Genomic DNA, 23,323 nt, shown 5'->3' with positions numbered 1-23,323 from the left:
GCTAACAGCTGGATTCCCGCTTTCGCGCACTGCTGTCCGGAATAAATCTGTTGACAAATTCATGAGAACAGCCCTATCTGTACCTGTGCCAATTGTTCAAGCCGGGATCGTCGCCTTCGATATAAAGAAACGTCGATATCGGGACGCTGAAATAGCGTGGCGCGAATCAGGCACAGGCACTCCCATAGGCTCTGCTTCAAGCCCTGCACCTGTTTATAGAGCACTACCAGCAAATAGCTGATGAGCGCGGTCAATATCTGGATGCGCACGGCGTTTTCACTGCATCCGAGAAATTGCTTGATCTTCAAATGCTGTTTGATCCATTTGAAGAACAGTTCGACTTGCCAGCGACCCTGATAGCGCTGCGCAATTTCCAGTGCCGTGCTGCGCAGGTCGTTGGTCGCCAATATCAGGGGTATTGGCTTGTCGCATCTGGCAATACTGATGTAGCGCAGCGGCTTGTCGTAGAGGTTCACGCAGCCACCGCGTGGATGCTTGTGCTTGAAGCGCACGATCCGGTCCTGCAGCACGATGGGCGCAGCTTCCGGCGGGATAGGCAGTTCCTGCTCGACCCGTAACGCAGCATTGCGTTTGAAGCGGGTGACGAATTTTGCCCCTGCCGCATCGATCCGATGCCACCAGTTGTAGTCGCAGTAGCCTTTGTCAAACACATACAATGCCCCCTCCCGCAGTGGCACAGCGATAGCTTTTTCTACATCGTTGACGTTGGCAGCACTGAAGTCGTGCCAGACCGGCGCATGCGGCTCTGAAGCCAACAGCACGTGCAGCTTGATGCCTTGGGTATTGCGAGTGCGATTCTCCAATGTCCAGGTATCAAACTTTGCTCCTTTGAGTGTGATCGAGGTCGAATCCAGCAGATACAGCAATTGTTTGACCTGCTTGCGCATTTGCCGTGATGCCTGTCCCATCAGTAACTGCGCGGTGTCGGCAAACACCGCTTCCTTGCGCTTGCCGTTGGCATCAGCCAGGGTGGAGCGCTTGATGCAGCCGGTATCGAGGTGATAGTGGTGAGCAATGTGACTATTAAAACCCGCCTCCACTTGCCGCAGGCTGCCTGCTCCGCTTAATTGGCCATATACCATCGTCAGCAGTTGGTCCCAGCAACGGAATTTCTTGCTGTATTTGTCCGCTTGATGCTGCTCGACAATGCGATCGAACGCTCCACGCGATAACCCCTTCATTAATTCCTGAAATCGGCTTATCCTAAACATGGTTGCAGGTTTGGTTTTTAAGTTGGCAAACAGGGTTTTAACCCTTTAAACCAATGCCTGCAACCCTTTCCAGATTTATGGATAAATTTATTCCGGACAGCAGTGCGCTTTCGCGGGAATGACGAAGCAAGGGTGATTGCCGCCTTCGCGGGAATGACGGAACAATCCGCTTTCGCGGGAATGACAGTCGTGGATATGGTTGAATGGAACGGAATCCTGCCGTCTATATACTGGCAAGCAAGCGTAACGGCACGTTATACATCTGTGTGACCAGCGACCTGGTGAAGCGGGTATGGGAGCACAAGAATGATCTGGTGGAAGGCTTTACCCGAAGATATAGTGTGCATACGCTCGTTTACTTCGAAATGCATCACGAAATGGTCGAGGCAATCCAGCGCGAGAAACAATTCAAGAAGTGGAACAGAGCCTGGAAGATTGAATTGATCGAAAAGACCAATCCTCTATGGCGAGATTTATGGCAGGACATCGTCTAGCGACTGGATTTGACTGGATTCTCACTTTCGCGGGTATGACCCCCCTTGGATCACAAAGCTGTGATTCGACGATCCAGCAGAATTATCTTTGTCGTCTTCAAAGCATTGGCGCAATGGGATACGGACAATGGCTCAAATGATGCGAATCAATGGGTCAAGTGATGCTGTTTAGCCGATCGCAATACTTTCCGATCAACGCTATGCTTCCTCCTTTCTGAAAACATCTGCCATTGCGTATGACGCTTGCGCAGTACCATACAACCAGTAGAATGTGATTATACTTTTAAACGGGATATGGCCGATTTTGATACGTCAACGGAGGCGGCGCATTGGGTAGACTGCTATTTTTCGCTCTTATTGCCGTACTGGCTTTCTGGGTAATAAGAAGTTATCGGCGCGCGCTTAAAAAGCGGGACGAAGAAGTGCATAGGGAATCGTCATCCCTTGAGGGAGAGGATATGGTTCGCTGTACCCATTGCGGCGTGCATTTGCCCAGAAGTGAAAGCATCGCTTCGGAAGGCAAGTTTTTTTGTAGCGAAGAGCATCGGCGTTTACATTTGCAACCGTAGTTCTCTTTCCCAAACAAAAGCGATTCAAGAAGAGTGAAGGCAGCATACGAACAACTGGAAGCAGAGTGCAGGAACGAGCGAATCAATAAAGTTGATGCAACGGATTACTTGCACAATGTACGTGTTGTTTTTTCACCCAATTGCGACGAACGTCCGGCCGGGTGCGCGATAAGCCTGCTGGTGATCCATAATATCAGCCTGCCCCCCGAGGTGTTCAGCGGTGATGGGGTGGTGGAATTTTTTACCAACAAACTCGATCCCGAAGCTCATCCCTATTATCAGACTCTCCGCGGCCTGCAGGTTTCCGCGCATTTTTTCATCCGGCGGGACGGCGAGACCATCCAGTTCGTTCCTTGCGAAAAGCGCGCCTGGCACGCGGGAGAATCGTGCTGGCAGGGAAGGAGTCGCTGCAATGATTTTTCCATCGGGATAGAGCTTGAGGGCAGCGATACCATGCCTTTTACCGATACCCAATATGAAGCATTGGCAGTGCTTACTCGGGCACTACAAAAGACCTATCCCATTACCGACATTGTGGGACATTCCGATATCGCACCAGCCAGAAAGACCGATCCCGGTCCTTGTTTCGACTGGGATCGTTACCGCACCGGGCTGGCTTGAGTCCACATTTCTCTGTTAGAGATAACTCTCGGGAAGCGTTATCTCGATGAATTGCCTCGACGAATTACCTGGACGACGCCCGAAGTTTTTCCCTGGATGGCGTTGAACTGCCACCACGCGCGCCAGCGCTATCCGCACCGACACCTTGGCCCCGTAGATAGTCTTCGTAACTGCCCTTGAAATCAGTGATCCCATCCGGTTTCATTTCAACGATACGGCTGGCCAGTGATGACACGAATTCCCGGTCATGAGAAACGAAAATCAGTGTGCCCGTATATTTCTCCAGCGCGGCGTTCAGGGATTCTATCGATTCCATGTCCAGGTGATTGGTTGGTTCGTCCATGAGCAACACGTTGTTTCGTTGCAGCATGAGCTTGCCGAACAACATGCGTCCTTCCTCTCCCCCCGAAATGACCTTTACCGATTTCTTGACTTCGTCGCCGGAAAACAGCAGTCGTCCGAGGACGCTGCGTACAGTCTGGTCGTCATCGTGTTCGCGCCGCCACTGCGTCATCCAGTCGGTAAGCGACATCTCCGCTTCAAAGTCGGCGGCATGATCCTGCGCGAAGTAACCAGGGCGCGCTTTCTCCGCCCACTTTACCTCGCCCGCGTCCGGAGCCAAATCCTCGGCAAGGCAGCGCAGCAGCGTGGTCTTGCCAATGCCATTGGGACCAATGATGGCGATCTTCTCGCCAGCTTCGACGTTAAGGCTGAATTTCTGAAGCAGCGGCTTTTCCATGCCCGAGAAATGCTTGCTGATGCTTTGCACGGAGACCGCCAGGCGATGCAGCTTTTCACGCTCGTCCACATCAATACGAATGTAGGGGTACTGGCGGCTGGATGGCTTCACATCTTCCAGTTTTATCTTCTCGATCTGGCGCGCGCGACTCGTGGCCTGTCGCGCCTTGGATGCGTTGGCGGAAAAGCGGCTGACAAACGATTGCAATTCCGCGATCTGGGTTTTCTTCTTTGCGTTATCGGCCAGCATGCGCTCCCTCACCTGGGTGGACGCGGTCATATAGTCGTCATAATTCCCGGGATAAATCCGGATTTCGCCATAATCCAGATCAGCCATGTGTGTGCAGACGCTGTTCAGAAAGTGGCGATCATGCGAAATGATGACGATGGTACTCTTGCTTGTGTTGATTACATCTTCCAGCCAGCGGATGGTATTGATATCGAGATTATTGGTCGGCTCATCCAGCAGCAGGATGTCCGGATCGGCAAATAATGCTTGCGCCAGCAGGACGCGGAGCTTGAATCCGGGTGCTATCGCGCTCATTGGTCCCTGGTGTTGCGGCAATGGAATACCGACCCCTAACAGCAGTTCGCCGGCACGCGCCTCGGCGGAGTATCCGTCCAATTCGGCGAAGCGCGCTTCGAGTTCCGCGGCATGCATATAGTCGGCGTCGGTGGCGTCAGGATTGGCGTAAATCGCGTCGCGCTCCTGTTTCACTTGCCACAACTCATCGTGCCCCATCATTACGGTATCGATCACGAGACAGTTCTCAAAGGCGAACTGATCCTGGCGCAACTTGCCCACCCGCTCGCCGGCGTCTACGCTGACATTGCCGGAACTCGGCTCCAGATCGCCGCCCAGAATCTTCATGAATGTGGATTTGCCGCTACCGTTGGCGCCGATCAAACCGTAGCGGTTGCCGTCGCCGAATTTGACCGAGACGTTTTCGAACAGGGGCTTGGCCCCGAACTGCATAGTGATGTTGGCTGTGGTGATCAAAGCTTTTTCCTTGGAAAGGATTTGGAAAAACCCTCTATTTTATACGTTTCTTCAGTGAATTCCGAATTCATTTGCGCTGGGCTGTCGGCCAGGCGGGCGAAAAGTAATGTCAAGCGGCATGCATCCGCAACGTGCATTATTTGAAATGGCTCAGTTAGGAACGGATTCGGTCTCTTGATTTATTTGATGACGAATATGCTCCATTATTATTGTCATTACCCATTACCCATTACCCATTACCCATTACCCATTACCCATTACCCTTGAGATGCCGCATCAGAAACTGATGGCCAATGATGTTGTCAGAAATATGTTTCTATCCGATGTATGACCATCATTTCGGGTAAAAATGCGATCTTTACTGCCCAATGTTCTCGCTTCTATACGCCACAATATGTGATTCGTAACGTGGTAATCGAAATTGGTTGATAAGCCCCAGGTTTTAAAGCCATTGGGCGTATCGGAGCCAATGATTACGCCGTACCTGTCATCGTAATATTCCGCCCTGACGGCAATGGCGGTTTTTGCGGTAGGCGTATACCTCAGGATAACCGTTGGATTGAACCAGGTATTCATGGCTGAGGAATTCCGGTTTCTTTGCTCGATACCAATATCAAAACCAAGCGTTGCAGCAAGAGCACTATTTATTTTGAAAATACCGTAGAAATTATGAAAGTAGCGCATTTGCCTCGCATCGTCAGGCTTGTCCGTGCCGATGAATGTGCTGCTATTCAGGGTTATTCCTGAGGAAGGCGTATAAATAACCTGGGTGCCGAATGCGGGCAGAGTATTCCCCTCCACAGGTTTGATGCGTTGCCAGCCATTCAGAACCAATGCGCTGAAGAACCATTTTTCATCGTCTGATCTATAGCCGAGTTTGGCGCCTGTCTCAAAATAAGGCGTGTTCTCTGCCATGATACTTCTGCTTAAAGTCCAGTTCTCTTTCCCCATTGCACTTTCAAAACCGATGTGTGAGGGGAAGACACCCACGTCCAGCCACAGGTTATTTTCTTTAGACAGCTTTACGCCAATATTACCTTCATAAAAATTTCCCAATATCCCAGGCTCAGCTGCATAGTTGGCATTGATATAGCTGCCGACCGCTAACGCGAGGTTTGCCCTGATATTGTTTGCGTTGTACGAACCTTTCAGGAAAGCCAGGTTTACCGAAACTTCCTCATCCTTGGTGAAATTATACAAAAAGGAAGGCCTTCTATCGTTGGCAGGTCTATTGAAATCAACGCCATAATATGTTTCGACGTAACCGCTAACGGTTAATGGGGAGAGGAGATTGCGGGTAATTCCGGCGCCATGCTGTGCATGGGTTTTCTCGCTTGTCAGCAGACAGATGCCCAACGCGACAAGCGTAGCAACGATCGGATTGAAAGAGTTTCTTAACATTAAGGTTAATTCTCATGTCAGGTGTCCGGATGTTTTTTGACCTCAGCCGACAGCCGCATTAACACATGCGTATCCTATAAGAACCCTTGGCATCAAGCTAAATTTGCTGTCGATATACCTGCTTCGGAGAATATGAAATCGTAACGGTTTGATTCGTTCCTGATACAGTCGTCGGTGTTTTGGTATTCCTGTATCATTGCACGTTTCAATTTATGCCCGTGCTCCATGAAAATTACGTTTCTGGATTTCGAGCAGCCTATCGCTGAGCTTGAAGCAAAAATAGAAGAATTGCGTTTTGCACAGGACGATTCGGCGGTGGATATTTCAGCCGAAATCCTGCGTCTGCAGAAGAAAAGCCATTCGCTTACCAACAGCATATATGCAAAGCTCACACCATGGCAGATTTCACAGGTCGCCCGACACGCGCAACGCCCTTATACGCTTGATTATATCCAGCATCTGTTTACGGATTTCGAAGAGCTTCACGGTGACCGCAGTTTTGCCGATGATTATGCAATTGTCGGTGGATTGGCGCGGTTTAACGGTCAGTCCGTTATGGTGATCGGCCATCAGAAGGGACGCGATACCAAGGAAAAAATTCATCGTAATTTCGGCATGCCCAAGCCTGAGGGTTACCGTAAAGCACTGCGCCTGATGCGTCTCGCGGAAAAATTCGGTGTGCCGCTGATTACCTTCATCGATACTCCCGGTGCCTACCCGGGTATTGGCGCCGAAGAGCGTGGTCAGTCCGAGGCCATCGGAAGAAATCTCTATGTTCTGGCGGAACTGAAAGTGCCGGTGATCTGCACCATTGTGGGGGAAGGCGGTTCTGGCGGAGCATTGGCAGTGGCGGTGGGCGATGTGGTACAGATGCTGCAATATGCGACTTATTCCGTCATTTCTCCCGAAGGCTGCGCTTCTATCCTCTGGAAAAGTGCTGACAAGGCGCCCGAAGCCGCCGAGATCATGGGCCTCACTGCTCATCGCCTCAAGACCATGGGGCTGATCGACAAGATCATCAGCGAGCCTCCTGGCGGTGCCCATCGCGATTACATGACTATCATGCAATCCGTGAGGAAGGAGTTGCAGGAATCGCTCAGGCACTTGCAGGATTACTCCACACAGTTGCTGCTGGAGAAACGCTTTGAGCGACTGATGGGATATGGCAAATTCAAGGAAGTCAAAATCAAATAGTGTTTTCAGCAAGGCTGAAAATGTTTTGCGTGAACAAATTCAGTGCGGCAATCATCTGGCTGTAGCGTTGAGCGGCGGAGTGGATTCGGTCGTTCTGCTGGATTTTCTTGTTCCGCTATCGGCCCAAATGCAGTTTTCGCTCTCTGCCATTCATGTCAACCATGGCATTAGCATTAATGCAGACCAGTGGAGCATATTCTGCCGCAATCTATGCCGGTCCAGCGGCGTCCCGCTTAAAGTTGTCAGGCTGAAAATCAACCAGGAACCTGGGGTCAGCCTTGAAGCTACCGCTCGCGACGAGCGCTATCGGGTATTCGGAAAACTGAAAGCGGATTATGTAGTGTTGGCTCAGCACCTGGATGACCAGGCTGAAACGCTGCTGTTGCAATTGCTGCGTGGCGCGGGTGTGAGGGGGCTGGGAGCCATGCCGGTAGTTCGTCACTTTGCAGCAGAAATCAATAAGCAAGGAATCGGAGCCGGAACGTCAGAGTTGTCAGGAGGTCGACCCCGAATACTGCGCCCGTTCCTTGAAGTGTCGCGGCGTGAAATCGAGGATTACGCCAGCGAACATGCGTTGCAGTGGATTACCGATGAGAGTAACGATGACATCTCTTTCGACCGGAATTTCCTGCGTCACGAGTTTTTCCCCCTGCTGGAAAAGCGTTTCCCTTCTTATCGCACTACTTTCATGCGCGCAAGCCGGCATATGGCGGAGGCATCCTGCCTGCTGGATGAACTGGCCGAGGCCGACAGCAAGGCATGTGTCGTCCCGGGAAAACTGCACGTTGAAGACTTGCGGAACCTGGGTTTTTTGCGCGCCAAAAATCTATTGCGCTACATCTTGGCGCAGCAGGGCGCGATTCTGCCCAGCACAATAAAGCTGGAAGAAATTCTGCGGCAAATGCTGTCTTCGCGTCCCGATACAAAATTGCATTTGATTTTCGGAAATACCGAGGTTCGCTGCTTCAAGGGGGAGGTTCACGTGCGCAGCGCCCGCTCGTTGAGAAAAGGTACCTCACCAGTGACGGAATGGCGGCTGGTATGGAAAGGAGAGCAGGAACTCACCATCGCCGAGCTTGGCGGCACCCTCAAATTAACGCGCCACGAGGGCGCGGGGCTCAACTTGCAAAAACTCTCCGGGCAGGCAGTCACAATACGACCGCGTCGCGGCGGGGAGCGTTTGCGCCCGGATTGCAACCGTCCGCGCCGAAGTCTCAAAAACCTTCTAAGGGAAGCGTCGCTACCCCCATGGGAGCGGGAAGCGCTGCCGCTGATATTCAGCGAAGAACGTCTCGTCTGTGTGCCGGGAATCGGTGTGGATTGCGATTTTCAAGCGGTAGCCGGAGAGCCCGGCTTGCTGGTGGAGTGGCAGCCTACTCCAGACCTTGTTTTAACCGGTGAGAAGGTATCATAAATTTTCTCGGGGATCATGTTCGGCAAAGGTGTGTTTCACAGATTAAATAACAAGTTCGTCATTCCGCTCGACGCGAAATCCGTTCAAACCAGCCCTGAGCGGCGTATGGGGCTCTCTGTCACATGACATCTGTATCCTTTATTCGGCTGGTAGTAATGACAATAGGGCGACGTTGCAGAATTCCAAGCGGGATACAGTCAAGATAGGCTCTACCACAACTCTAAAACAAGCGCCTCTGCTTTCCTCCCCTGATCGAGAATCAGGTGGTTTTCTCCGGTAAGTTTGGCACCATCGCCTGCCTGCAAAAGCGTGCCATTGAGTGACACGCTGCCGCGTGCAACATGGACATAAATAAAACGATCGTCTGCTACCGTATGCTCTACGCGTTCTCCGTCATCCACCAGCCCGGCAAACATCTTTGCATCAGCGTGAATTTTTACAGAGCCATCAGCGCCATCCGGTGAGGCGATCAGACATAGCCTGCCGCGCTTTGCCGCATCATCAAAATATTTTTCTTCGTAGCCTGGGGGGATACCCGTTTTATTGGGCAGGAACCATATTTGCAGAAAATGGACCTGTTCGCTTGATGAAGTATTGAATTCACTGTGCTGTACGCCCGTGCCAGCGCTCATGCGTTGTACGCTGCCCGGATGAATGGCAGAACCATTACCCATATTGTCCCTGTGCGCCAAGGCCCCCTCCAGCACGTAGCTGACGATTTCCATGTCGCGGTGACTGTGCGTGCCGAAACCGCCGCCGGGCTCGACGGTGTCATCATTGATGACGCGCAACGCACGAAACTGGGTATGTTCGGGATCCTGGTAATCGGCAAAAGAAAAGCTGTGCCAGGAATTCAGCCATCCATGATCGGCATGTCCACGCTCCTGGGCTCGACGTATTTCCATCATGAATATTCTCCTTGTATGAATAAAGATTGAAGACTAGACACGCACCGGCACATCATACTGTCAGGCAGCCGGGAAAAAAATAAGCCCAGCAGGTCGGCTGCGGTTTTACGGACCGGTTGCCATTGAGCTGTCCGTGGATGCCGTCGGCGCGCCTCCGACAAAATGGGATACCTTGGGTGCTGCACTCCCGGTATGAAAACGGAGAACATTTTCCTGGACGCGTTGGTCCTCACGGGTGACACGAGTATGCTGGCGCAAATGATCAAGCCAGGAATCGTGCTGGAAAAATTCGACATAACGGCCGGGCATGGCAATATCCTCAAAAACGCCCCAGGCAAATGCGCCATCGCGCCGCCGGATGGCACCGAGCGGCTGGATTGCCTCCAGGAATGCTTCACGTTGCTCCACCGCAATTTCATATTCGATGGTGACCAGTACAGGGCCGCGACGTTTGTCCAGCTCCTCCGCTTCTGGCGGGTGGGGCGGCCAATGGTAAGATGGAGCCAGATCGGGGGCCTCTTGTGTTCCTAGGCTGAACCCACGAACGGCCAGGGCGGCCAGCACAGCCCCGGTAGCGGACAGCAGCAATGCAGCGGGAATATTGGTCTGGGCTGCCACCCAACCCCATAGCAGGCTTCCGAGCGCCATGCCGGCGGAGAAGACCATAATGTAGAGCGATAACGCGCGTCCCCGGACCCAGGCTGGAACCGAAATCTGCGCGGCTACTTGCAGAGACCAGAGGACACCGACCCACGCCGCGCCGCAAGCAGCCATAACGCCATACAAAACCGCTTCGCTGCGGATCGTCGCGAGGGCCGCAGCCGTCAAGGCATAAACTATGCTTGCGACAAGCACCAGTCGATCCCGGGAGATATGCGTTTGTAGCCGCGGCAGGATAATAATGCCGCCAACCGCTCCAATGCCGACAAAGGCCAGGAGAAGTCCATAGGTTCCTGGTCCTCCCGCCAGTTCGACTCGTGCAATCAGCGGGAGCAGTGCCCATACGGAGGTTGCGAAGAGAATGAAAGCTGTGGCGCGAATCAGCACAGCGCGGAAAGGCGACGCCATATGCGCATAGCGCAGGCCGGCACGCAACGCCTGGAAGAAGCGCTCGGGCGGCAGAGATCGCTCAGCCGGCTCATGCTTCCAGTACCACAACATCAGTATCATGCCGATAAACGAGATAGCATTAACGCTATAAGCCGCCCATGCTCCAAACTGCACCAGCAACAGGCCGCCAATGGCAGGGCCAATAGAACGGGAGAGATTCATTGACAGCGAACTCAAGGCAACAGCCTGAGGCAACAGATTTCTGGGAACGAGCTCGGGCGCAGTAACATTCAGCGCGGGCGTGGCCATTGATGCACCGACACCGAGGGCGAATGTCAGGATCAGCAGATTCCACACATCAATCTGGTCCGTGGCGGCAAGTACAGCCAGTATCGCCGCCGTCAGTGCCATCCATATTTGTGTGATGAGCAGATAGCGGCGGCGATCCACAATGTCGGTGAGGGCGCCCGCCGCCAGCGCGAAAAGTACCATCGGCAGGGACGTTGCTGCCTGCACCAGGGACACCATTACGGGCGAGGGCGACAGGTCAGTCATTACCCAGCCGGATGTCACTACATTGATCCAGGTGCCGATGTTGGAACCGAGCGCGGCAAACCAGAAAACCCGAAAAACGGGCAATTTGAGCGGCGAGTATACGCCGGGATTCGAAATGTTCGAGGTATTCGGGGTGGTATCTGCGGCTGGATTGCTCATCAAGGGAATAATAGTTTTTTAATGCTTCATTTTTTCTGCGTAGTTTTCATTTATAAACAATTCAATCTAAATAGCAAGCTCTTATTCGAAGCAAGTTTTCGAGACGCAGCTTCTTCGTTTGTAGCATGGCGTTGGAATATCAGTACATGCCGCAGGGAGCACAGAATCAGTAGCGCGGTTAAACGCCAGTCCCGCCACGCTTTGTGAACGAGTTAGAATGGTAATCAAAGTATCAAACTAATGGAGATGATATGGGCGATATATGGCTGATCGAAAAACAGATTGAGCAGAATTGGCATGCGCCGTCGTGCTGTCGCCCAGAAACAGATGAAGGATCGATCTGGCTCTGGATCGCAGTCATGCGGATTACGGCATGTTAATTTCTTGAAAATGGCTAAAACAAAATCCACTTATTCCTGCACCGAATGTGGTGGCCAGACTCTGAAATGGCAGGGTCAGTGTCCGCATTGTCAGGCATGGAACACGCTGGTCGAGGCAATCGCGGAGAAAACGGTATCGCGTTTTACTCCCGTATCCGAAACCGGCCAGGTGCAGAATTTGAGCGAGGTGGAGGCGGGGGAGGAAGAGCGTTATTCCACTGGTGTGGCCGAATTTGACAGGGTATTGGGCGGTGGTCTGGTGCATGGCGGGGTTGTACTGCTGGGAGGAGACCCGGGAATCGGCAAATCGACACTGCTGCTGCAAGCGCTATGTCATATGTCCGTTATGCGCGACGTGCTGTATGTGAGTGGTGAAGAATCGGCGCGGCAGGTGGCGCTTCGGGCAAAGCGCCTGGCGCTGGATGCAAAGGCGGTGCATCTGCTGGCGGAAATCCAGTTGGAGAGAATCCAGGCAGCGCTGACGGAGCGTAAACCCGATATAGCAGTAATCGATTCCATCCAGACCATTTATTCCGATGCCATGCAATCAGCGCCCGGTTCGGTGGCGCAGGTGCGCGAGTGCGCAGCCCAACTGACGCGGCTTGCCAAGGCCAGCGGCACATGTATTATTCTGGTGGGACATGTCACGAAGGAAGGTACCTTGGCCGGGCCTCGCGTACTTGAGCACATGGTAGATACGGTGCTTTACTTCGAGGGGGATACCCATTCCAGCTTTCGCCTGATCCGCGCCTTCAAGAATCGCTTTGGCGCTGTGAATGAGTTGGGCGTATTTGCCATGACGGAAAAAGGCTTGCGGGAAGTGAGCAATCCTTCCGCTCTGTTTCTTTCGCACCACGGCGGTCAGGTGCCGGGTTCCTGCATAATGGTGACCCAGGAAGGCACCCGCCCATTACTGGTGGAAATTCAGGCTTTGGTGGATGAAGCCCACGCGCCGAACCCTCGACGGCTGAGCGTGGGGCTGGAACAGAACAGGCTGGCGATGTTGCTGGCGGTATTACACCGCCACGCTGGCATTGCCTGTTTTGATCAGGATGTGTTCGTCAATGCGGTGGGTGGCGTGAAAATAACAGAGCCAGGCGCGGATCTGGCAGTATTGCTTGCTATTGTTTCTTCCCTCAAGAACAAGCCGCTGCCGGAAAAGATGGTGGTGTTTGGCGAAGTGGGGCTGGCTGGAGAAGTGCGTCCAGTCCAGCGCGGTCTCGAAAGGCTGAAAGAAGCGGCCAAGCTGGGTTTTGTTCAGGCCATCGTTCCCAAGGCCAACAAGCCGAAGCAGGGAATTGCCGGCATCGAGATTATTGCGGTGGATCGGGTGGACGATGCAGTAGCGAAAATGCGGTGAAAAATACTTTAATGCGCTCCCGTCAGGGGGTTGCCAGCTACTGTTTCAACGCTGTTTTGGTTGCCACCAAAAAAAATAGATTATGCAAATCCCAGGAACACAACCAGGGCGCGATTGATAGCTAGTAGGGCTTCATCGTCCAAATGTCCGATAACCCCACCTATCTTCTCGCAGGGAATGGTTTGTGTCTTGTCTATCATAATTTGAGACGGTTTGAGTAGGCCATTATTTGAGTTTGGTTGTACTGTGATGCGAAACAAGGGCGCTCCCCGAAGCACACTGGTCACGGGCAATACGGTAACGGACGAATGCTCATTGAATAGGTCGGACTGAATGATCAGTGCCGGGCGCGGCTTGCCGTAGTCACCTTTTACCGAGATTGTGACCAGGTCGCCGCGCCTCATTCCCATCCGTCTGTGTCAGCAATGGCGGATAGCCACGCTGATGTTTCCAGTTCGTGCGGGTCGTCGCGCAACAGGCGGGATTGACGGCGGCATTCCTCCGCAAAGCCGGGACGGCGAGTGTCCGGTACCCAGATCTGTACGGGGCGCAGACCCGAGGCGCGTAGCCCAGCTCGATACTTTTGCACACGCGCTGAAGTAGTTGTTCTCATAATCGCCTCCATGGAATTATGTTACATGCAACATTATAAGCAAGAATATCGTTACATGCAACGCTTCGATTGATGTGGGATTATCCATGAATGACAAGCGCCGCTTATGGATGCTGAGCCTTCTTTCCGCAGGCATGCTGCTGCTTGCAGTGATTATTCCGCCAATTCCCCAACCGCTTGAATATCATCAGTTTGCGGATCAGCGCACTTACTTCGGTATTCCCAATTTTTTCAATGTTGTTTCCAACGTCGCTTTTCTGCTTGTCGGGATCGCGGGTCTGGGTTTTCTCCTATGCTCCGGTGGAGCGCGTATCGCCAAAGCTTTCGTCGATTCATCGGAACGCTGGCCCTACCTGGTTCTCTTCCTCAATGTGGCGATGGCATGCATTGGTTCAGCCTATTATCACCTCGCACCGGGCAATGAGCGATTGATGTGGGATCGGTTGCCGATAGCGATCGGCATAATGGCGCTGCTTGCTGCGGCGCTCAACGAGCGGGTCAATCCAAAGGCGGGATTGCTGTTGCTGCCTGTTCTGATTGCGGTAGGCGTGGGAAGCGTGATGCATTGGCATTGGAGCAAGCAGCGCGGGGCCGGCAATCTGAACTTTTATATCGTCGTGCAGTTCTATTCACTGCTGGTTATTATTCTGCTCGGGATTTACTTCCCGTCGCGATATACCCATGGGTCTGGTATTTATATGGCGCTTGCCTTCTATGCCATTGCCAAGCTGGCTGAAATCGGGGATCGGGCAATTTATGATATTGGACAGGTGATAAGCGGCCATACCGTAAAGCATTTGCTTGCCGCTGCGGCCATCTACTTGGTTGTGCGCATGTTGAGAAAACGCAGGCCACTGCCATGAATAAGGCGGGTTTTTCCCGCATGGCTTAATATGGCTTAGTATAAGGCTATGAGGTTGTCAAAGAAAAAGGAGAGAGTCAAATGCACGTCGCGACATCATACGAACGGATAGGCGGTGAAACAGCCATACGCCGCCTTGTCGACCGCTTTTACGATCTGATGGATGAGGATCCGGACTATTTCGCCGTCCGCAAGCTTCATCCGCAGGATTTGACCCATTCCCGGCAGAAGCTGTTCATGTTTCTTTGCGGCTGGACGGGCGGTCCGTCCTTATATACGGAAAAATATGGCGAGCCACGTTTGCGTACCCGCCATATGCCTTTTCCTATCGGCGTTCCCGAGCGTGATCAGTGGTTGTCTTGTATGAGTCGCGCAATGGTGGACATCGGACTCGATGATGAACTGCGCAAAAAACTTGACATGGCGTTTGATCAGACAGCGGATTTCATGCGAAATCAGCCGGAGTAGCAAGCGATCGCCCCTTCTCAGGTCGTTCTTCTCACATGATTTTTTTGGAAAGGTCGAATGAGGTTATAAGCTATACCAGAATGTCCATTTCATGGCTGCGTCAAGCTGCGGCCATCTTACCTTACTGTCCTGAATGAAAACAAACGGCCGCATTGTCCCATTCATCTGGGCAATGTGGCCATTTTCAGAGCGGATCGGCTTACTTGGTTCTGGAATAAGGGCTGGCAGTGCTGCTGTTCCCGAACGAGTTGCTCCGGGTATTTCCGCCGCTATTGCCCCTTGCGCCACCCCGTGTATTACCCCACGTATCACCCCGGCCAGCGCTCGGTGAACGGTTGCGGCTATCATCCCAATTTCCGTTGGCGCTGTTGGCGCTACTGGTGTGGCGTGGGTTATCGTTCGACCACGTACGGCTACGTTTATGAGCGACGCTCGGCGCGCTTCTGGATGCTCCGCCTGCGCCAACGCGTGGCTTGAATCGCGGCTCCAGACCAGGTACCTCGTGCGAGGCGATCCGCTGGCCAGTGAAGCGTTCGATTTTTTTCAGATTAATCCCATCCTTGCCCGAAGCGAATGACACCGCGATTCCCGATGCGCCGGCGCGACCTGTGCGGCCGATGCGGTGCACATAGTCTTCGGCAAATTTCGGCAGATCGAAATTGATGACATGGGTTATGCCTGCCACATCGATTCCTCGTGCGGCGACGTCAGTGGCTACCAGAACGCGCAGCCCACCACCACGAAGCTTCGTAAGCGTGCGGGTACGATCTCGCTGGTTCATATCGCCGTGCAACGCGGCGGCTTCATGCCCCTGCGCTGAAAGGTTGTCCGCCAGCGTATCGGCGTCGCGCTTGGTCGCCGTAAAGACAATGGCCTGTTTCAACGCCATATCGCGAAGCAGATGGTCCAGCAGACGGTTCTTGTGCGAAATGTCATCAACATAATGCAGCCGCTGTTCGATGTTATCGAGTTTTGCCTGCTGCGTCGCGATCTGAATGCGCTTGGGCGATTTGAGCAGACGCGCCGCAACATTGTTTATTGCGCTATCCAGGGTGGCTGAGAACAGCAAGGTTTGGCGGGTTGCAGGCGTGGCTGACGCGATTCGCTCCACATCATCGATGAAACCCATGTCGAGCATGCGGTCGGCCTCGTCCAGCACCAGCATTTCCAGGCGCGAAAAATCGATGCGTCCACGCTGAATGTGATCAATCAAACGACCCGGTGTTGCGACGAGAATATCGACTGACTGCGAGAGCAGCTTGTTTTGCAGCGGGTAGGGCATTCCACCAAGTATGCTCACCACCTTGACACGCGACAGATGCTTACCATATTTTGCGGCCGCTTCCGATACCTGGAGCGCGAGCTCCCGCGTCGGGGTCAACACCAGTACACGCGGTCCACGGCTGTGTACTGCGGAAGGCGTGGCAAGGCGATGCAGCGCCGGCAACATGAATGCGGCGGTTTTGCCGGTGCCGGTCTGCGCCGAGGCCATGATATCGTGCCCGGCCAGTAATTCCGGAATGGCTTGTTCCTGAATGGGAGTGGGTGATGTATAACCCGAGTCGATAATGGCTTTAAGAATGAGTGGGTGAAGATTCAGATTTTCAAAAGACACGTTGTTTTTTTCCTATTAAATGAAAAAATATGGTGCATCTATAAATCCTGATTCCGTGGCTTTATTGCATTGCTCAAAAGGATTTTGCCGCTTGCATATGAATTACGATGGAAATACGATGCAGCGCTTCAAAATTTCTTCGAAATCCGCGTTGAAGGCGCATTGCCCCTCAATTCGCATCCGCCTTTCTGCCTGGAACTTTCGAATTATAGATACGCCCTAACGCGCGCAAGCAGGATATGACTCCTGGAAACGAATGGGCAAAGTACCGCTAGCGCACATATAAGACATCGCCGCTAACCACGGTACCGCACAATTTCCGTTGGAGACTTGAAAATCGAAGAGAGGTCAGGAACGATGAACCGAAAAAAAGCCCTACAAGATATAAGGGATTTTCATCGAAGCGCGGAGTATACAGGAATCAGAGTCTGTATAGAAACTTTTTATTCGAATTTTTGTTCCTCGAATAAAAAAACAGGCGGGAGCCGAACTGGGCTGCCTTCCCATACTACTTCAAGCCCCTTTCAAATGTCATGCCATCGCCGGAATCTTTGAGCCGGTGATGATCTCGCGCTTCATGGCTTCTATCTCAGGCTCATTCAGGGTTTCGGCCTCGAGCAATTTTGCCGCAGTCCGATCGAGCAGTGCGCGGTTGACTTTCAGGATGGCTACCGCACGCTCCAGCGCATGGTCCACAAGTGCGCGCACCGCATTATCGATGGCGTTTGCGGTTTCCTCGCTGTAATCCCGGCTCTGAGGCATGGGTATGCCTGGTTGGAGAAAAACGGACCGCTCCCGATCATAGGCGACGTTGCCCAGGGCGTCGCTCATCCCGTAGCGCAGTACCATGGCACGGGCAAGATCAGTAGCCTTGACGAGATCGTCCGTGGCGCCCGTCGATATCTCGCCGAACACCACGCGCTCTGCCGCGCGTCCACCCAGCAGCACCGCCATTTTATTTTCAAGTTCCGCTCGCGTCATCAAAAATCGGTCCTCGGTCGGACGTTGAATCGTGTAGCCAAGGGCGCCGACCCCGCGTGGAATGATTGAAACCTTGTGCACCTCGTCGGCGCCGGGCAACGCCAGTCCCACCATCGCATGTCCTAATTCATGAAATGCCACCACACGGCGCTCCTCCGGATTAAGCAGGCGGTTGCGTTTCTCAAGGCCGGCAACGACCCGCTCAATCGCATTATTGAAGTCCCCCATTGTTACCGATATACCATTACGTCTGGTAGCAAGCAGCGCTGCTTCATTGACGAGATTCGCCAGATCCGCACCGGTGAAGCCTGGCGTCAATGCCGCGATCTGCTCCGGCTTCACATCGGTGTCGAGCTTCACTTTTTTCAGATGCACCGCCAGAATCTGCTCGCGACCCAATTTGTCGGGCCGATCCACCAATACCTGACGATCGAACCGCCCGGCACGCAGCAACGCCGGGTCGAGGATCTCCGGCCGGTTGGTTGCGGCTAGCAGCACCACGCCGCTTTTTGGATCAAAACCATCCAGTTCAGCCAATAACTGGTTCAGCGTTTGCTCCTTCTCGTCGTGGCCGCCCAATCCATATGCGCCGCGGGCTCGTCCAAGCGAGTCCAGTTCATCGATAAAGATGATTGCCGGGGCCATTTGACGCGCCTGCTCGAACAGGTCGCGTACCCTGGCCGCGCCGACACCGACAAACATCTCGACAAATTCCGAGCCGGAGATCGAAAAAAACGGAACATTCGCTTCCCCGGCAACGGCGCGTGCCAACAAGGTTTTGCCGGTGCCGGGCGGGCCCACCAGCAGAATTCCCTTGGGCACACGACCGCCAAGGCGGCTATATCCCGTCGGGTCCTTCAGGAAGTTGATGATTTCCACCAGCTCTTCCTTCGCTTCATCGACGCCCGCCACATCCGCAAAAGTAACTTTGGTTTCTTTCTCCACGAACACCTTTGCGCGGCTTTTGCCGATCGACATCAGTCCACCGCTGATGCCGCCTGGATTCATGCGCCGAATGATAAACAACCATATCCCGAAAAAGATTGCCATGGGGACTATCCACGACAGCAGGTCGCGGATCCAGGTACTTTGAATCACCCCGGTATAGGTAACGTTGTGCTCATCCAATTTATCGGCCAACTCGGGTTCGACCCGCGTAGTAACGAAATCCTTGAACCCATCCGAGCCTTCTTCCTTGAGCGTGCCGTAAATATGATTTTCGGTTATCGCGATCTCCGCTATCTTGTCCTGATCCAGTAATGTATGAAAGCGGCTGTAGGGTATAGGCTCAACCTTCGTATATTGCGAGTACAGATTCTGTATCAGCAAAATGCCGAATACCGCAATGATGATGTACCAAAAGTTGATTTGCGTTTTCTTGTCCATTGAATTTTCCTTGCTATGCACCCCTTTTAAAGACAGTTTGGAGAACTGTTTGTTTCAGCGTAGCACATGGCAAAAAACAGGCAAGCAACGGCGCAGTCCAGAATTGCGCCACAGATGATAAATGCCGGATTCCAAGCCATGAAGCAGGGCGCGTTTTATCCAGGACAAGTCATGAATTTAAGCGATATCATAGGTAGGGCCTGGACGTATTCCTATTTTACGAGGATCTTGAAAACCAACTCGAGGGATCAAATGCAGGAAGTAGCAGACTTGATCGCCTGTGAAGAATGCGATGCAATTCACAGCAGGTCAGCGCCAGGTCGCAATGAAATTGCGCTCTGCAGTCGTTGCGGCGCTGAACTGGAGCGCGATATGAGCGCCTATAGCAGACGTGTTTTGCCACTGGCGATTGCCAGTTTCTTGATATACATCATTGCCAATACCTTCCCCATTGTTGAAATGGAGCTTCAGGGTATCGTCAGTCGAACCACGCTCATAGGCTCGGTTTTATCCTTGAACGCCGCGGACATGCCTTTCGTCGCGTCCCTGGTGCTTGCCACAACGATTCTGTTTCCATTGATACAACTTCTTGTTTTGATTTATTTGCTTGCCTCAGTCACGCGATCCGGATATCACCCGGCTTTCAATTTACTGGTGCGCTTGATTCAAACCTTGCAGCCCTGGGTCATGGTGGAAGTGTTTCTGCTCGGCACCATCGTTGCACTCGTCAAACTGACCAATATGGCAACCGTATTGCCTGGCGTTGCGCTATGGGCTTTTGGCGCCCTCACAATCCTTCTTGCAGCCGTGTCTTCCTTTAATCCCCGCTATATCTGGAAGATGGCTTTGTCGAAAAAAACGGAGAGAAGCCATGTCAGCTAACAACACGCCGAACACAGCGCAAGCAGTCAAACAAACCTTGAAGGGCGAATCAGCCGGGAAGGAATTGCCCGCCAGGACTGCTGCCAGCCTGGGCATGGTATCGTGTCATCACTGCGCCACCTTGTGGAAAGATGTCAAGGGTCATGATCGCTGCGGGCGCTGCGGTGCGAGGCTGCATATGCGAAAGCCGGATAGCGTGAACCGAACCTGGGCTTTTCTGATTGCGGCCTGCATAATGTATGTTCCCGCGAATACATTGCCTGTCATGACTACCGCCTCCCTATTGGGGGAACAGCCGGACACCATCATGAGCGGCATCATTTATTTCTGGGTTTCCGGTTCGTGGATATTGGCGGTCATCGTTTTTATTGCGAGCTTTCTGGTGCCTCTGTTCAAACTGGCAGCCCTGATTCTGTTATTAATAACGGCACAGCGGGGCAGTAACTGGCGTCTTTTGCAACGAGCAAAACTTTATCGCCTTGTTGAAGTGACAGGCCGTTGGTCCATGCTCGATGTTTTTGTCGTAACGCTCCTGGCCGGACTCGTACAGATCAAAGGTTTCGCCACGGTCTACGCTGGCGCGGGTATAGCCGCTTTCGCTGCGGTGGTGGTGCTGACCATGCTTGCGTCGCTCAGTTTTGATCCCCGTTTGACCTGGGACGTTAATGAACAGGAATCGCGGAAACGCGTATGAGTAAAGAAAAGACAGGAACAACGGATGACGTGGCAGATGACCTGGTAGAAGCGATACCTGCGCCAGTGAAGAAGCGGCAATGGGACTGGATTCCCTCGTTAATCTGGCTGATTCCCATACTCGCGGCCGTTATCGGCATTTCGCTGGCGGTTCAGACCTGGGTCCAGCGTGGCCCCGAAATCACGATTACATTTCACTCTGCCGAGGGATTGGAAGCGGGCAAGACAAAGGTCAAATATAAAGAGGTGGAAATCGGTACAGTGCAGTCCATCACGTTGAGCGAAGATCACGCTCTGGTGCTGGTTACCGTACTATTGAAGAAAGAAGCCAAAAGCTTTACCGCGGCGGATAGCCGCTTCTGGGTCGTGCGCCCAAGGGTTGCCGGCTCTGGCGTATCCGGACTTAGCACGTTGCTGTTCGGCCCTTATATTGGAGCCGACGCTGGTGCCGCAAAAGAGAAAGCAGACCACTTTACAGGCTTGGAAGTGCCACCGATCGTTACACGCGATGCCTCGGGCAAACAATATGTTTTACATGCCAACGATATCGGTTCCCTGGATATCGGCTCGCCTGTATATTACCGCCGCATCAAAGTGGGACAGGTGGCCGCGTACGATCTGGATGACGACGGCAAAGGCATTACCGTACGTATTTTTGTTAATGCTCCCTATGACAAATTTGTCGGGATTAATACGCGCTTCTGGCATGCCAGTGGTTTCAACATGCAAGTAAACGCCAGCGGCTTTACGCTCAATACGCAAGCGCTGGCCACTGTTGTGCTCGGTGGTCTTTCGTTTCAGGCACCGGAAGACAATCCCGGTACTCCCGCCAAAGAAAATACTGCGTTTGTTCTTGCGGAAAACCAGGCTGAAGCGTTAAGAGAACAGGATGGCCAGGCGCAGATGGTATTGCTAAATTTCAAGCAGTCCGTACGTGGTTTGACGCCGGGCGCCGAAGTAAGCTTCCGCGGGCTGGTATTGGGACAGGTTAAATCGATTGGCATCGAATATGATCCTGCGCGACAGGAATTCAGTATGCCGGTACTTGCCGAAGTTTATCCGGAGCGCTTGGGTCGGAAATTCATCGAATATCAAAGACAGTCAAAATTGACACCGCAACACCGTTTACACCTGATGATCAATCGCGGCCTGGGCGCTCAATTACGAATCGGCAACCTCATTACGGGGCAGGTCTATATTGCCCTCGATTTTTTTCCAAAGATCGTTCCAGCAAAAAAAGGCAGCGCCGAAAATATGGCCGGTTTGGATACGCCCGGTTCATTATTGCAATTGCCGACCATTCCCAGCAGTACTGACGAAATTCAAACCCAGGTTTCAGAGATAGCGCTCAAGTTAAGTAAAGTGCCCTTCGACCAGATTGGCGACGAGTTGCAGCAATCGTTAAAAGTGCTCAAGGAGACACTGGACAGCACCGGACAGCTGGCGGAAAAATTGAATAACGATGTTGCGCCTGAAATTACCGTGGCGATGCAGGATGTACGTAAAACCCTGAACGCCGCTGAGCGTACGCTGTCCGAAGATGCACCGCTTCAACAGGATTTGCGTCAGACGTTACAGGAACTGACGCGCGCAGCTGCTTCACTTAGAATTTTAACCGACTATTTCGAGCGTCATCCTGAAGCCGTGATTCGGGGTAAGCGGGGGGATAACCAATGACAGGTCTGTCACGCAGCGTGTTCGCCATAATGACAGCATCAATGGCAGCCTTATGGGCTGCTGGCTGTGCATCAGTCCCGGAAACCCGGTTCTACACGCTATCGGCGCCGTTCAGGCCATCTACCGTAGAAGACAGGATGCCGCGCTCGATCACACCAGTTTATATTGAGGTGATGCCGGTCAGTGTGCCCGAGCGGCTGGCCCGTCCGCAACTGATTGTGCGCTCCCAGGGTTTGGGACAGGAAACACAGCTTTTCGTCCTTGAACAGGACCGATGGGCATCGCATTTCAATGACGAATTGCGTGACGCGTTTGCTGCCGGCATTGCCGGTCAAACCGGGGCGATAAGCGAAGCACGCGGTGCTCGCCCGGCGCATGCGCCGGATCAGCCGGTCTATCGAATTGCGATCGAGCTTAGCCAATTCGACGCAGTAGTTGGCGAGAGGGTAAAGGCAAGATTCAGCTGGGCGATAACGCGTTTGACCGACACACGTAGCGCAGCCTGTTATGCAGCGATTTCAGAGCCGGTTGACGCTGGTATCTCGGGCGTGGTAAAGGGCATTCAGCGTGTCGTGTCGACTGCGGTAGAGGATATATCAAAGAATTTGATCGAAATGGATACCGGCCATCCTGTAACCTGCAAGCCATATAAAACGGTTAATTGACACGTTCTCTTGGCTAAATGGCGGCGCAACCATTTGCCATTGATACCGCACAGGATAGCTTCTCTACGCGTGGTTGCCGCTCCAGGCAAAAAGAGCGGCTTGTAGTCCAGAAGCAGCTTTCCTGGGAACTCGCTTGGGACCCTGCGGGCAAGAGTTGGTCCTCCCTTCCGTTTGGATAGTTGCGATGTCGGGCTTGGCTAGGTATTATCCGATAGCGCCCTTATCGGTTCAGCCGGCCATGGCCGTCTTCGATTTGATCCCGCAATATCCCTTTATCCCTTTTGCGGTCGATTGTCTGCACGTACCTTCTGAATTCCAGTTTTCCAGCCGTATACCTGCCGGGCAGCTATACCAAAACTCTATCTGACTGCAGTCACAATCGCGAATATCTCACGCGTTTGTGGCT

At 52.9% G+C, this 23,323-nt stretch carries 21 protein-coding genes; 12 read left to right on the top strand and 9 right to left on the bottom strand.

What is annotated here, in order from left to right:
* Positions 1-59: 59 nt before the first annotated feature.
* Positions 60-1,202: an IS4 family transposase gene (locus CRO05_RS11800; protein ID WP_200814297.1), complete on the bottom strand. Its 1,143-nt coding sequence runs from the start codon at positions 1,200-1,202 to the stop codon at positions 60-62.
* Positions 1,203-1,435: 233 nt separating this feature from the next.
* Between CRO05_RS11800 and CRO05_RS11795 the strand changes: the two genes are divergently transcribed.
* The 3 genes from CRO05_RS11795 (at position 1,436) to ampD (ending at position 2,916) form a co-directional block, all read left to right on the top strand.
* Complete coding sequence (locus CRO05_RS11795) at positions 1,436-1,726, top strand: GIY-YIG nuclease family protein (protein WP_097067357.1); 291 nt, start codon at positions 1,436-1,438, stop codon at positions 1,724-1,726.
* Between the two features lie 329 nt (positions 1,727-2,055).
* Entirely contained in the window at positions 2,056-2,295 is a 240-nt protein-coding gene (locus CRO05_RS16045) for a PP0621 family protein (protein WP_097067356.1), read from the top strand.
* 33 nt (positions 2,296-2,328) lie between these two features.
* The gene (ampD, locus tag CRO05_RS11785; protein ID WP_369831623.1) at positions 2,329-2,916 is read left to right on the top strand and encodes a 1,6-anhydro-N-acetylmuramyl-L-alanine amidase AmpD; all 588 of its coding nucleotides are present in this window, start codon (positions 2,329-2,331) and stop codon (positions 2,914-2,916) included.
* 64 nt (positions 2,917-2,980) lie between these two features.
* On the opposite strand, the gene CRO05_RS11780 is transcribed toward ampD, so the two are convergent.
* Both CRO05_RS11780 and CRO05_RS11775 read right to left on the bottom strand, forming a co-directional pair.
* A complete protein-coding gene (locus CRO05_RS11780) occupies positions 2,981-4,654 on the bottom strand; it encodes an ABC-F family ATPase (RefSeq protein ID WP_097067355.1) in 1,674 nt (557 codons plus the stop codon).
* Between the two features lie 276 nt (positions 4,655-4,930).
* The gene (locus tag CRO05_RS11775) at positions 4,931-6,055 is read right to left on the bottom strand and encodes a porin (protein ID WP_097067354.1); all 1,125 of its coding nucleotides are present in this window, start codon (positions 6,053-6,055) and stop codon (positions 4,931-4,933) included.
* Between the two features lie 225 nt (positions 6,056-6,280).
* On the opposite strand from CRO05_RS11775, the gene CRO05_RS11770 reads away from it, so the two are divergent.
* Positions 6,281-7,249, top strand: a complete 969-nt coding sequence (locus tag CRO05_RS11770) for an acetyl-CoA carboxylase carboxyltransferase subunit alpha (RefSeq protein ID WP_097067353.1) — start codon at positions 6,281-6,283, stop codon at positions 7,247-7,249.
* Positions 7,218-8,663, top strand: a complete 1,446-nt coding sequence (gene tilS / locus CRO05_RS11765) for a tRNA lysidine(34) synthetase TilS (RefSeq protein ID WP_097067352.1) — start codon at positions 7,218-7,220, stop codon at positions 8,661-8,663. Before CRO05_RS11770 ends, tilS begins: the two co-directional genes overlap by 32 nt.
* Before the next feature lie 209 nt (positions 8,664-8,872).
* On the opposite strand, the gene CRO05_RS11760 is transcribed toward tilS, so the two are convergent.
* Together CRO05_RS11760 and CRO05_RS11755 are read right to left on the bottom strand one after the other, a co-directional pair.
* Positions 8,873-9,571 (bottom strand): pirin family protein, encoded by a 699-nt coding sequence (locus CRO05_RS11760; protein WP_097067351.1) that lies wholly within the window; start codon positions 9,569-9,571, stop codon positions 8,873-8,875.
* A gap of 105 nt (positions 9,572-9,676) precedes the next feature.
* Positions 9,677-11,335 carry an MFS transporter gene (locus CRO05_RS11755; protein ID WP_097067350.1) on the bottom strand — a complete coding sequence of 553 codons (1,659 nt, stop codon included), beginning with the start codon at positions 11,333-11,335 and terminating at the stop codon, positions 9,677-9,679.
* Positions 11,336-11,725: 390 nt separating this feature from the next.
* Here CRO05_RS11755 and radA point away from each other — a divergent pair, with 390 nt between their 5' ends.
* The gene (radA, locus tag CRO05_RS11750) at positions 11,726-13,075 is read left to right on the top strand and encodes a DNA repair protein RadA (protein ID WP_097067349.1); all 1,350 of its coding nucleotides are present in this window, start codon (positions 11,726-11,728) and stop codon (positions 13,073-13,075) included.
* An 80-nt stretch (positions 13,076-13,155) separates the two neighbouring features.
* On the opposite strand, the gene CRO05_RS11745 is transcribed toward radA, so the two are convergent.
* Together CRO05_RS11745 and CRO05_RS11740 are read right to left on the bottom strand one after the other, a co-directional pair.
* Positions 13,156-13,479: a type II toxin-antitoxin system PemK/MazF family toxin gene (locus tag CRO05_RS11745; RefSeq protein ID WP_097067348.1), complete on the bottom strand. Its 324-nt coding sequence runs from the start codon at positions 13,477-13,479 to the stop codon at positions 13,156-13,158.
* On the bottom strand, positions 13,476-13,688 hold the full coding sequence (locus CRO05_RS11740; protein ID WP_097067347.1) for an antitoxin MazE family protein: 213 nt from the start codon (positions 13,686-13,688) through the stop codon (positions 13,476-13,478). Before CRO05_RS11740 ends, CRO05_RS11745 begins: the two co-directional genes overlap by 4 nt.
* A gap of 86 nt (positions 13,689-13,774) precedes the next feature.
* On the opposite strand from CRO05_RS11740, the gene CRO05_RS11735 reads away from it, so the two are divergent.
* Together CRO05_RS11735 and CRO05_RS11730 are read left to right on the top strand one after the other, a co-directional pair.
* The gene (locus tag CRO05_RS11735; protein WP_235001420.1) at positions 13,775-14,551 is read left to right on the top strand and encodes an alkaline phytoceramidase; all 777 of its coding nucleotides are present in this window, start codon (positions 13,775-13,777) and stop codon (positions 14,549-14,551) included.
* A gap of 80 nt (positions 14,552-14,631) precedes the next feature.
* Positions 14,632-15,018 (top strand): group II truncated hemoglobin, encoded by a 387-nt coding sequence (locus CRO05_RS11730; RefSeq protein WP_097067346.1) that lies wholly within the window; start codon positions 14,632-14,634, stop codon positions 15,016-15,018.
* A 199-nt stretch (positions 15,019-15,217) separates the two neighbouring features.
* On the opposite strand, the gene CRO05_RS11725 is transcribed toward CRO05_RS11730, so the two are convergent.
* Together CRO05_RS11725 and ftsH are read right to left on the bottom strand one after the other, a co-directional pair.
* On the bottom strand, positions 15,218-16,633 hold the full coding sequence (locus CRO05_RS11725) for a DEAD/DEAH box helicase (protein ID WP_097067345.1): 1,416 nt from the start codon (positions 16,631-16,633) through the stop codon (positions 15,218-15,220).
* Between the two features lie 531 nt (positions 16,634-17,164).
* Positions 17,165-19,000, bottom strand: coding sequence for an ATP-dependent zinc metalloprotease FtsH (gene ftsH, locus CRO05_RS11720; RefSeq protein ID WP_097067344.1), 1,836 nt, complete (start codon positions 18,998-19,000; stop codon positions 17,165-17,167).
* 252 nt (positions 19,001-19,252) lie between these two features.
* Here ftsH and CRO05_RS11715 point away from each other — a divergent pair, with 252 nt between their 5' ends.
* The 4 genes from CRO05_RS11715 to CRO05_RS11700 all read left to right on the top strand — a co-directional run bounded on the left by CRO05_RS11715 (position 19,253) and on the right by CRO05_RS11700 (position 22,917).
* Positions 19,253-19,882, top strand: a complete 630-nt coding sequence (locus CRO05_RS11715; protein WP_097067958.1) for a paraquat-inducible protein A — start codon at positions 19,253-19,255, stop codon at positions 19,880-19,882.
* Positions 19,883-19,976: 94 nt separating this feature from the next.
* Complete coding sequence (locus CRO05_RS11710; protein ID WP_235001474.1) at positions 19,977-20,576, top strand: paraquat-inducible protein A; 600 nt, start codon at positions 19,977-19,979, stop codon at positions 20,574-20,576.
* Positions 20,573-22,252 carry an intermembrane transport protein PqiB gene (locus CRO05_RS11705; protein ID WP_097067342.1) on the top strand — a complete coding sequence of 560 codons (1,680 nt, stop codon included), beginning with the start codon at positions 20,573-20,575 and terminating at the stop codon, positions 22,250-22,252. The genes CRO05_RS11710 and CRO05_RS11705 overlap by 4 nt, the downstream gene beginning before the upstream one ends.
* The gene (locus CRO05_RS11700) at positions 22,249-22,917 is read left to right on the top strand and encodes a membrane integrity-associated transporter subunit PqiC (RefSeq protein WP_097067341.1); all 669 of its coding nucleotides are present in this window, start codon (positions 22,249-22,251) and stop codon (positions 22,915-22,917) included. The genes CRO05_RS11705 and CRO05_RS11700 overlap by 4 nt, the downstream gene beginning before the upstream one ends.
* Positions 22,918-23,323 lie beyond the last annotated feature (406 nt).

The sequence above is a fragment of the Nitrosovibrio sp. Nv4 genome (genome assembly GCF_900215485.1).
Taxonomy (GTDB): domain Bacteria; phylum Pseudomonadota; class Gammaproteobacteria; order Burkholderiales; family Nitrosomonadaceae; genus Nitrosospira.
Note: the sequence above shows the minus strand (reverse complement) of the source record. Positions and strands in the feature narration are given on the sequence as shown.

What these genes read in the sequence shown, in the direction of transcription:
- CRO05_RS11800 (WP_200814297.1), bottom strand. Translation starts at nt 1,202, where the DNA reads ATGAAGGGGTTATCGCGTGGAGCGTTCGATCGCATTGTCGAGCAGCAT.
- CRO05_RS11795 (WP_097067357.1), top strand. Translation starts at nt 1,436, where the DNA reads ATGGAACGGAATCCTGCCGTCTATATACTGGCAAGCAAGCGTAACGGC.
- CRO05_RS11775 (WP_097067354.1), bottom strand. Translation starts at nt 6,055, where the DNA reads ATGTTAAGAAACTCTTTCAATCCGATCGTTGCTACGCTTGTCGCGTTG.
- CRO05_RS11770 (WP_097067353.1), top strand. Translation starts at nt 6,281, where the DNA reads ATGAAAATTACGTTTCTGGATTTCGAGCAGCCTATCGCTGAGCTTGAA.
- tilS (WP_097067352.1), top strand. Translation starts at nt 7,218, where the DNA reads ATGGCAAATTCAAGGAAGTCAAAATCAAATAGTGTTTTCAGCAAGGCT.
- CRO05_RS11760 (WP_097067351.1), bottom strand. Translation starts at nt 9,571, where the DNA reads ATGATGGAAATACGTCGAGCCCAGGAGCGTGGACATGCCGATCATGGA.
- CRO05_RS11755 (WP_097067350.1), bottom strand. Translation starts at nt 11,335, where the DNA reads ATGAGCAATCCAGCCGCAGATACCACCCCGAATACCTCGAACATTTCG.
- radA (WP_097067349.1), top strand. Translation starts at nt 11,726, where the DNA reads ATGGCTAAAACAAAATCCACTTATTCCTGCACCGAATGTGGTGGCCAG.
- CRO05_RS11745 (WP_097067348.1), bottom strand. Translation starts at nt 13,479, where the DNA reads ATGAGGCGCGGCGACCTGGTCACAATCTCGGTAAAAGGTGACTACGGC.
- CRO05_RS11740 (WP_097067347.1), bottom strand. Translation starts at nt 13,688, where the DNA reads ATGAGAACAACTACTTCAGCGCGTGTGCAAAAGTATCGAGCTGGGCTA.
- CRO05_RS11735 (WP_235001420.1), top strand. Translation starts at nt 13,775, where the DNA reads ATGAATGACAAGCGCCGCTTATGGATGCTGAGCCTTCTTTCCGCAGGC.
- CRO05_RS11730 (WP_097067346.1), top strand. Translation starts at nt 14,632, where the DNA reads ATGCACGTCGCGACATCATACGAACGGATAGGCGGTGAAACAGCCATA.
- ftsH (WP_097067344.1), bottom strand. Translation starts at nt 19,000, where the DNA reads ATGGACAAGAAAACGCAAATCAACTTTTGGTACATCATCATTGCGGTA.
- CRO05_RS11715 (WP_097067958.1), top strand. Translation starts at nt 19,253, where the DNA reads ATGCAGGAAGTAGCAGACTTGATCGCCTGTGAAGAATGCGATGCAATT.
- CRO05_RS11710 (WP_235001474.1), top strand. Translation starts at nt 19,977, where the DNA reads ATGGTATCGTGTCATCACTGCGCCACCTTGTGGAAAGATGTCAAGGGT.
- CRO05_RS11705 (WP_097067342.1), top strand. Translation starts at nt 20,573, where the DNA reads ATGAGTAAAGAAAAGACAGGAACAACGGATGACGTGGCAGATGACCTG.
- CRO05_RS11700 (WP_097067341.1), top strand. Translation starts at nt 22,249, where the DNA reads ATGACAGGTCTGTCACGCAGCGTGTTCGCCATAATGACAGCATCAATG.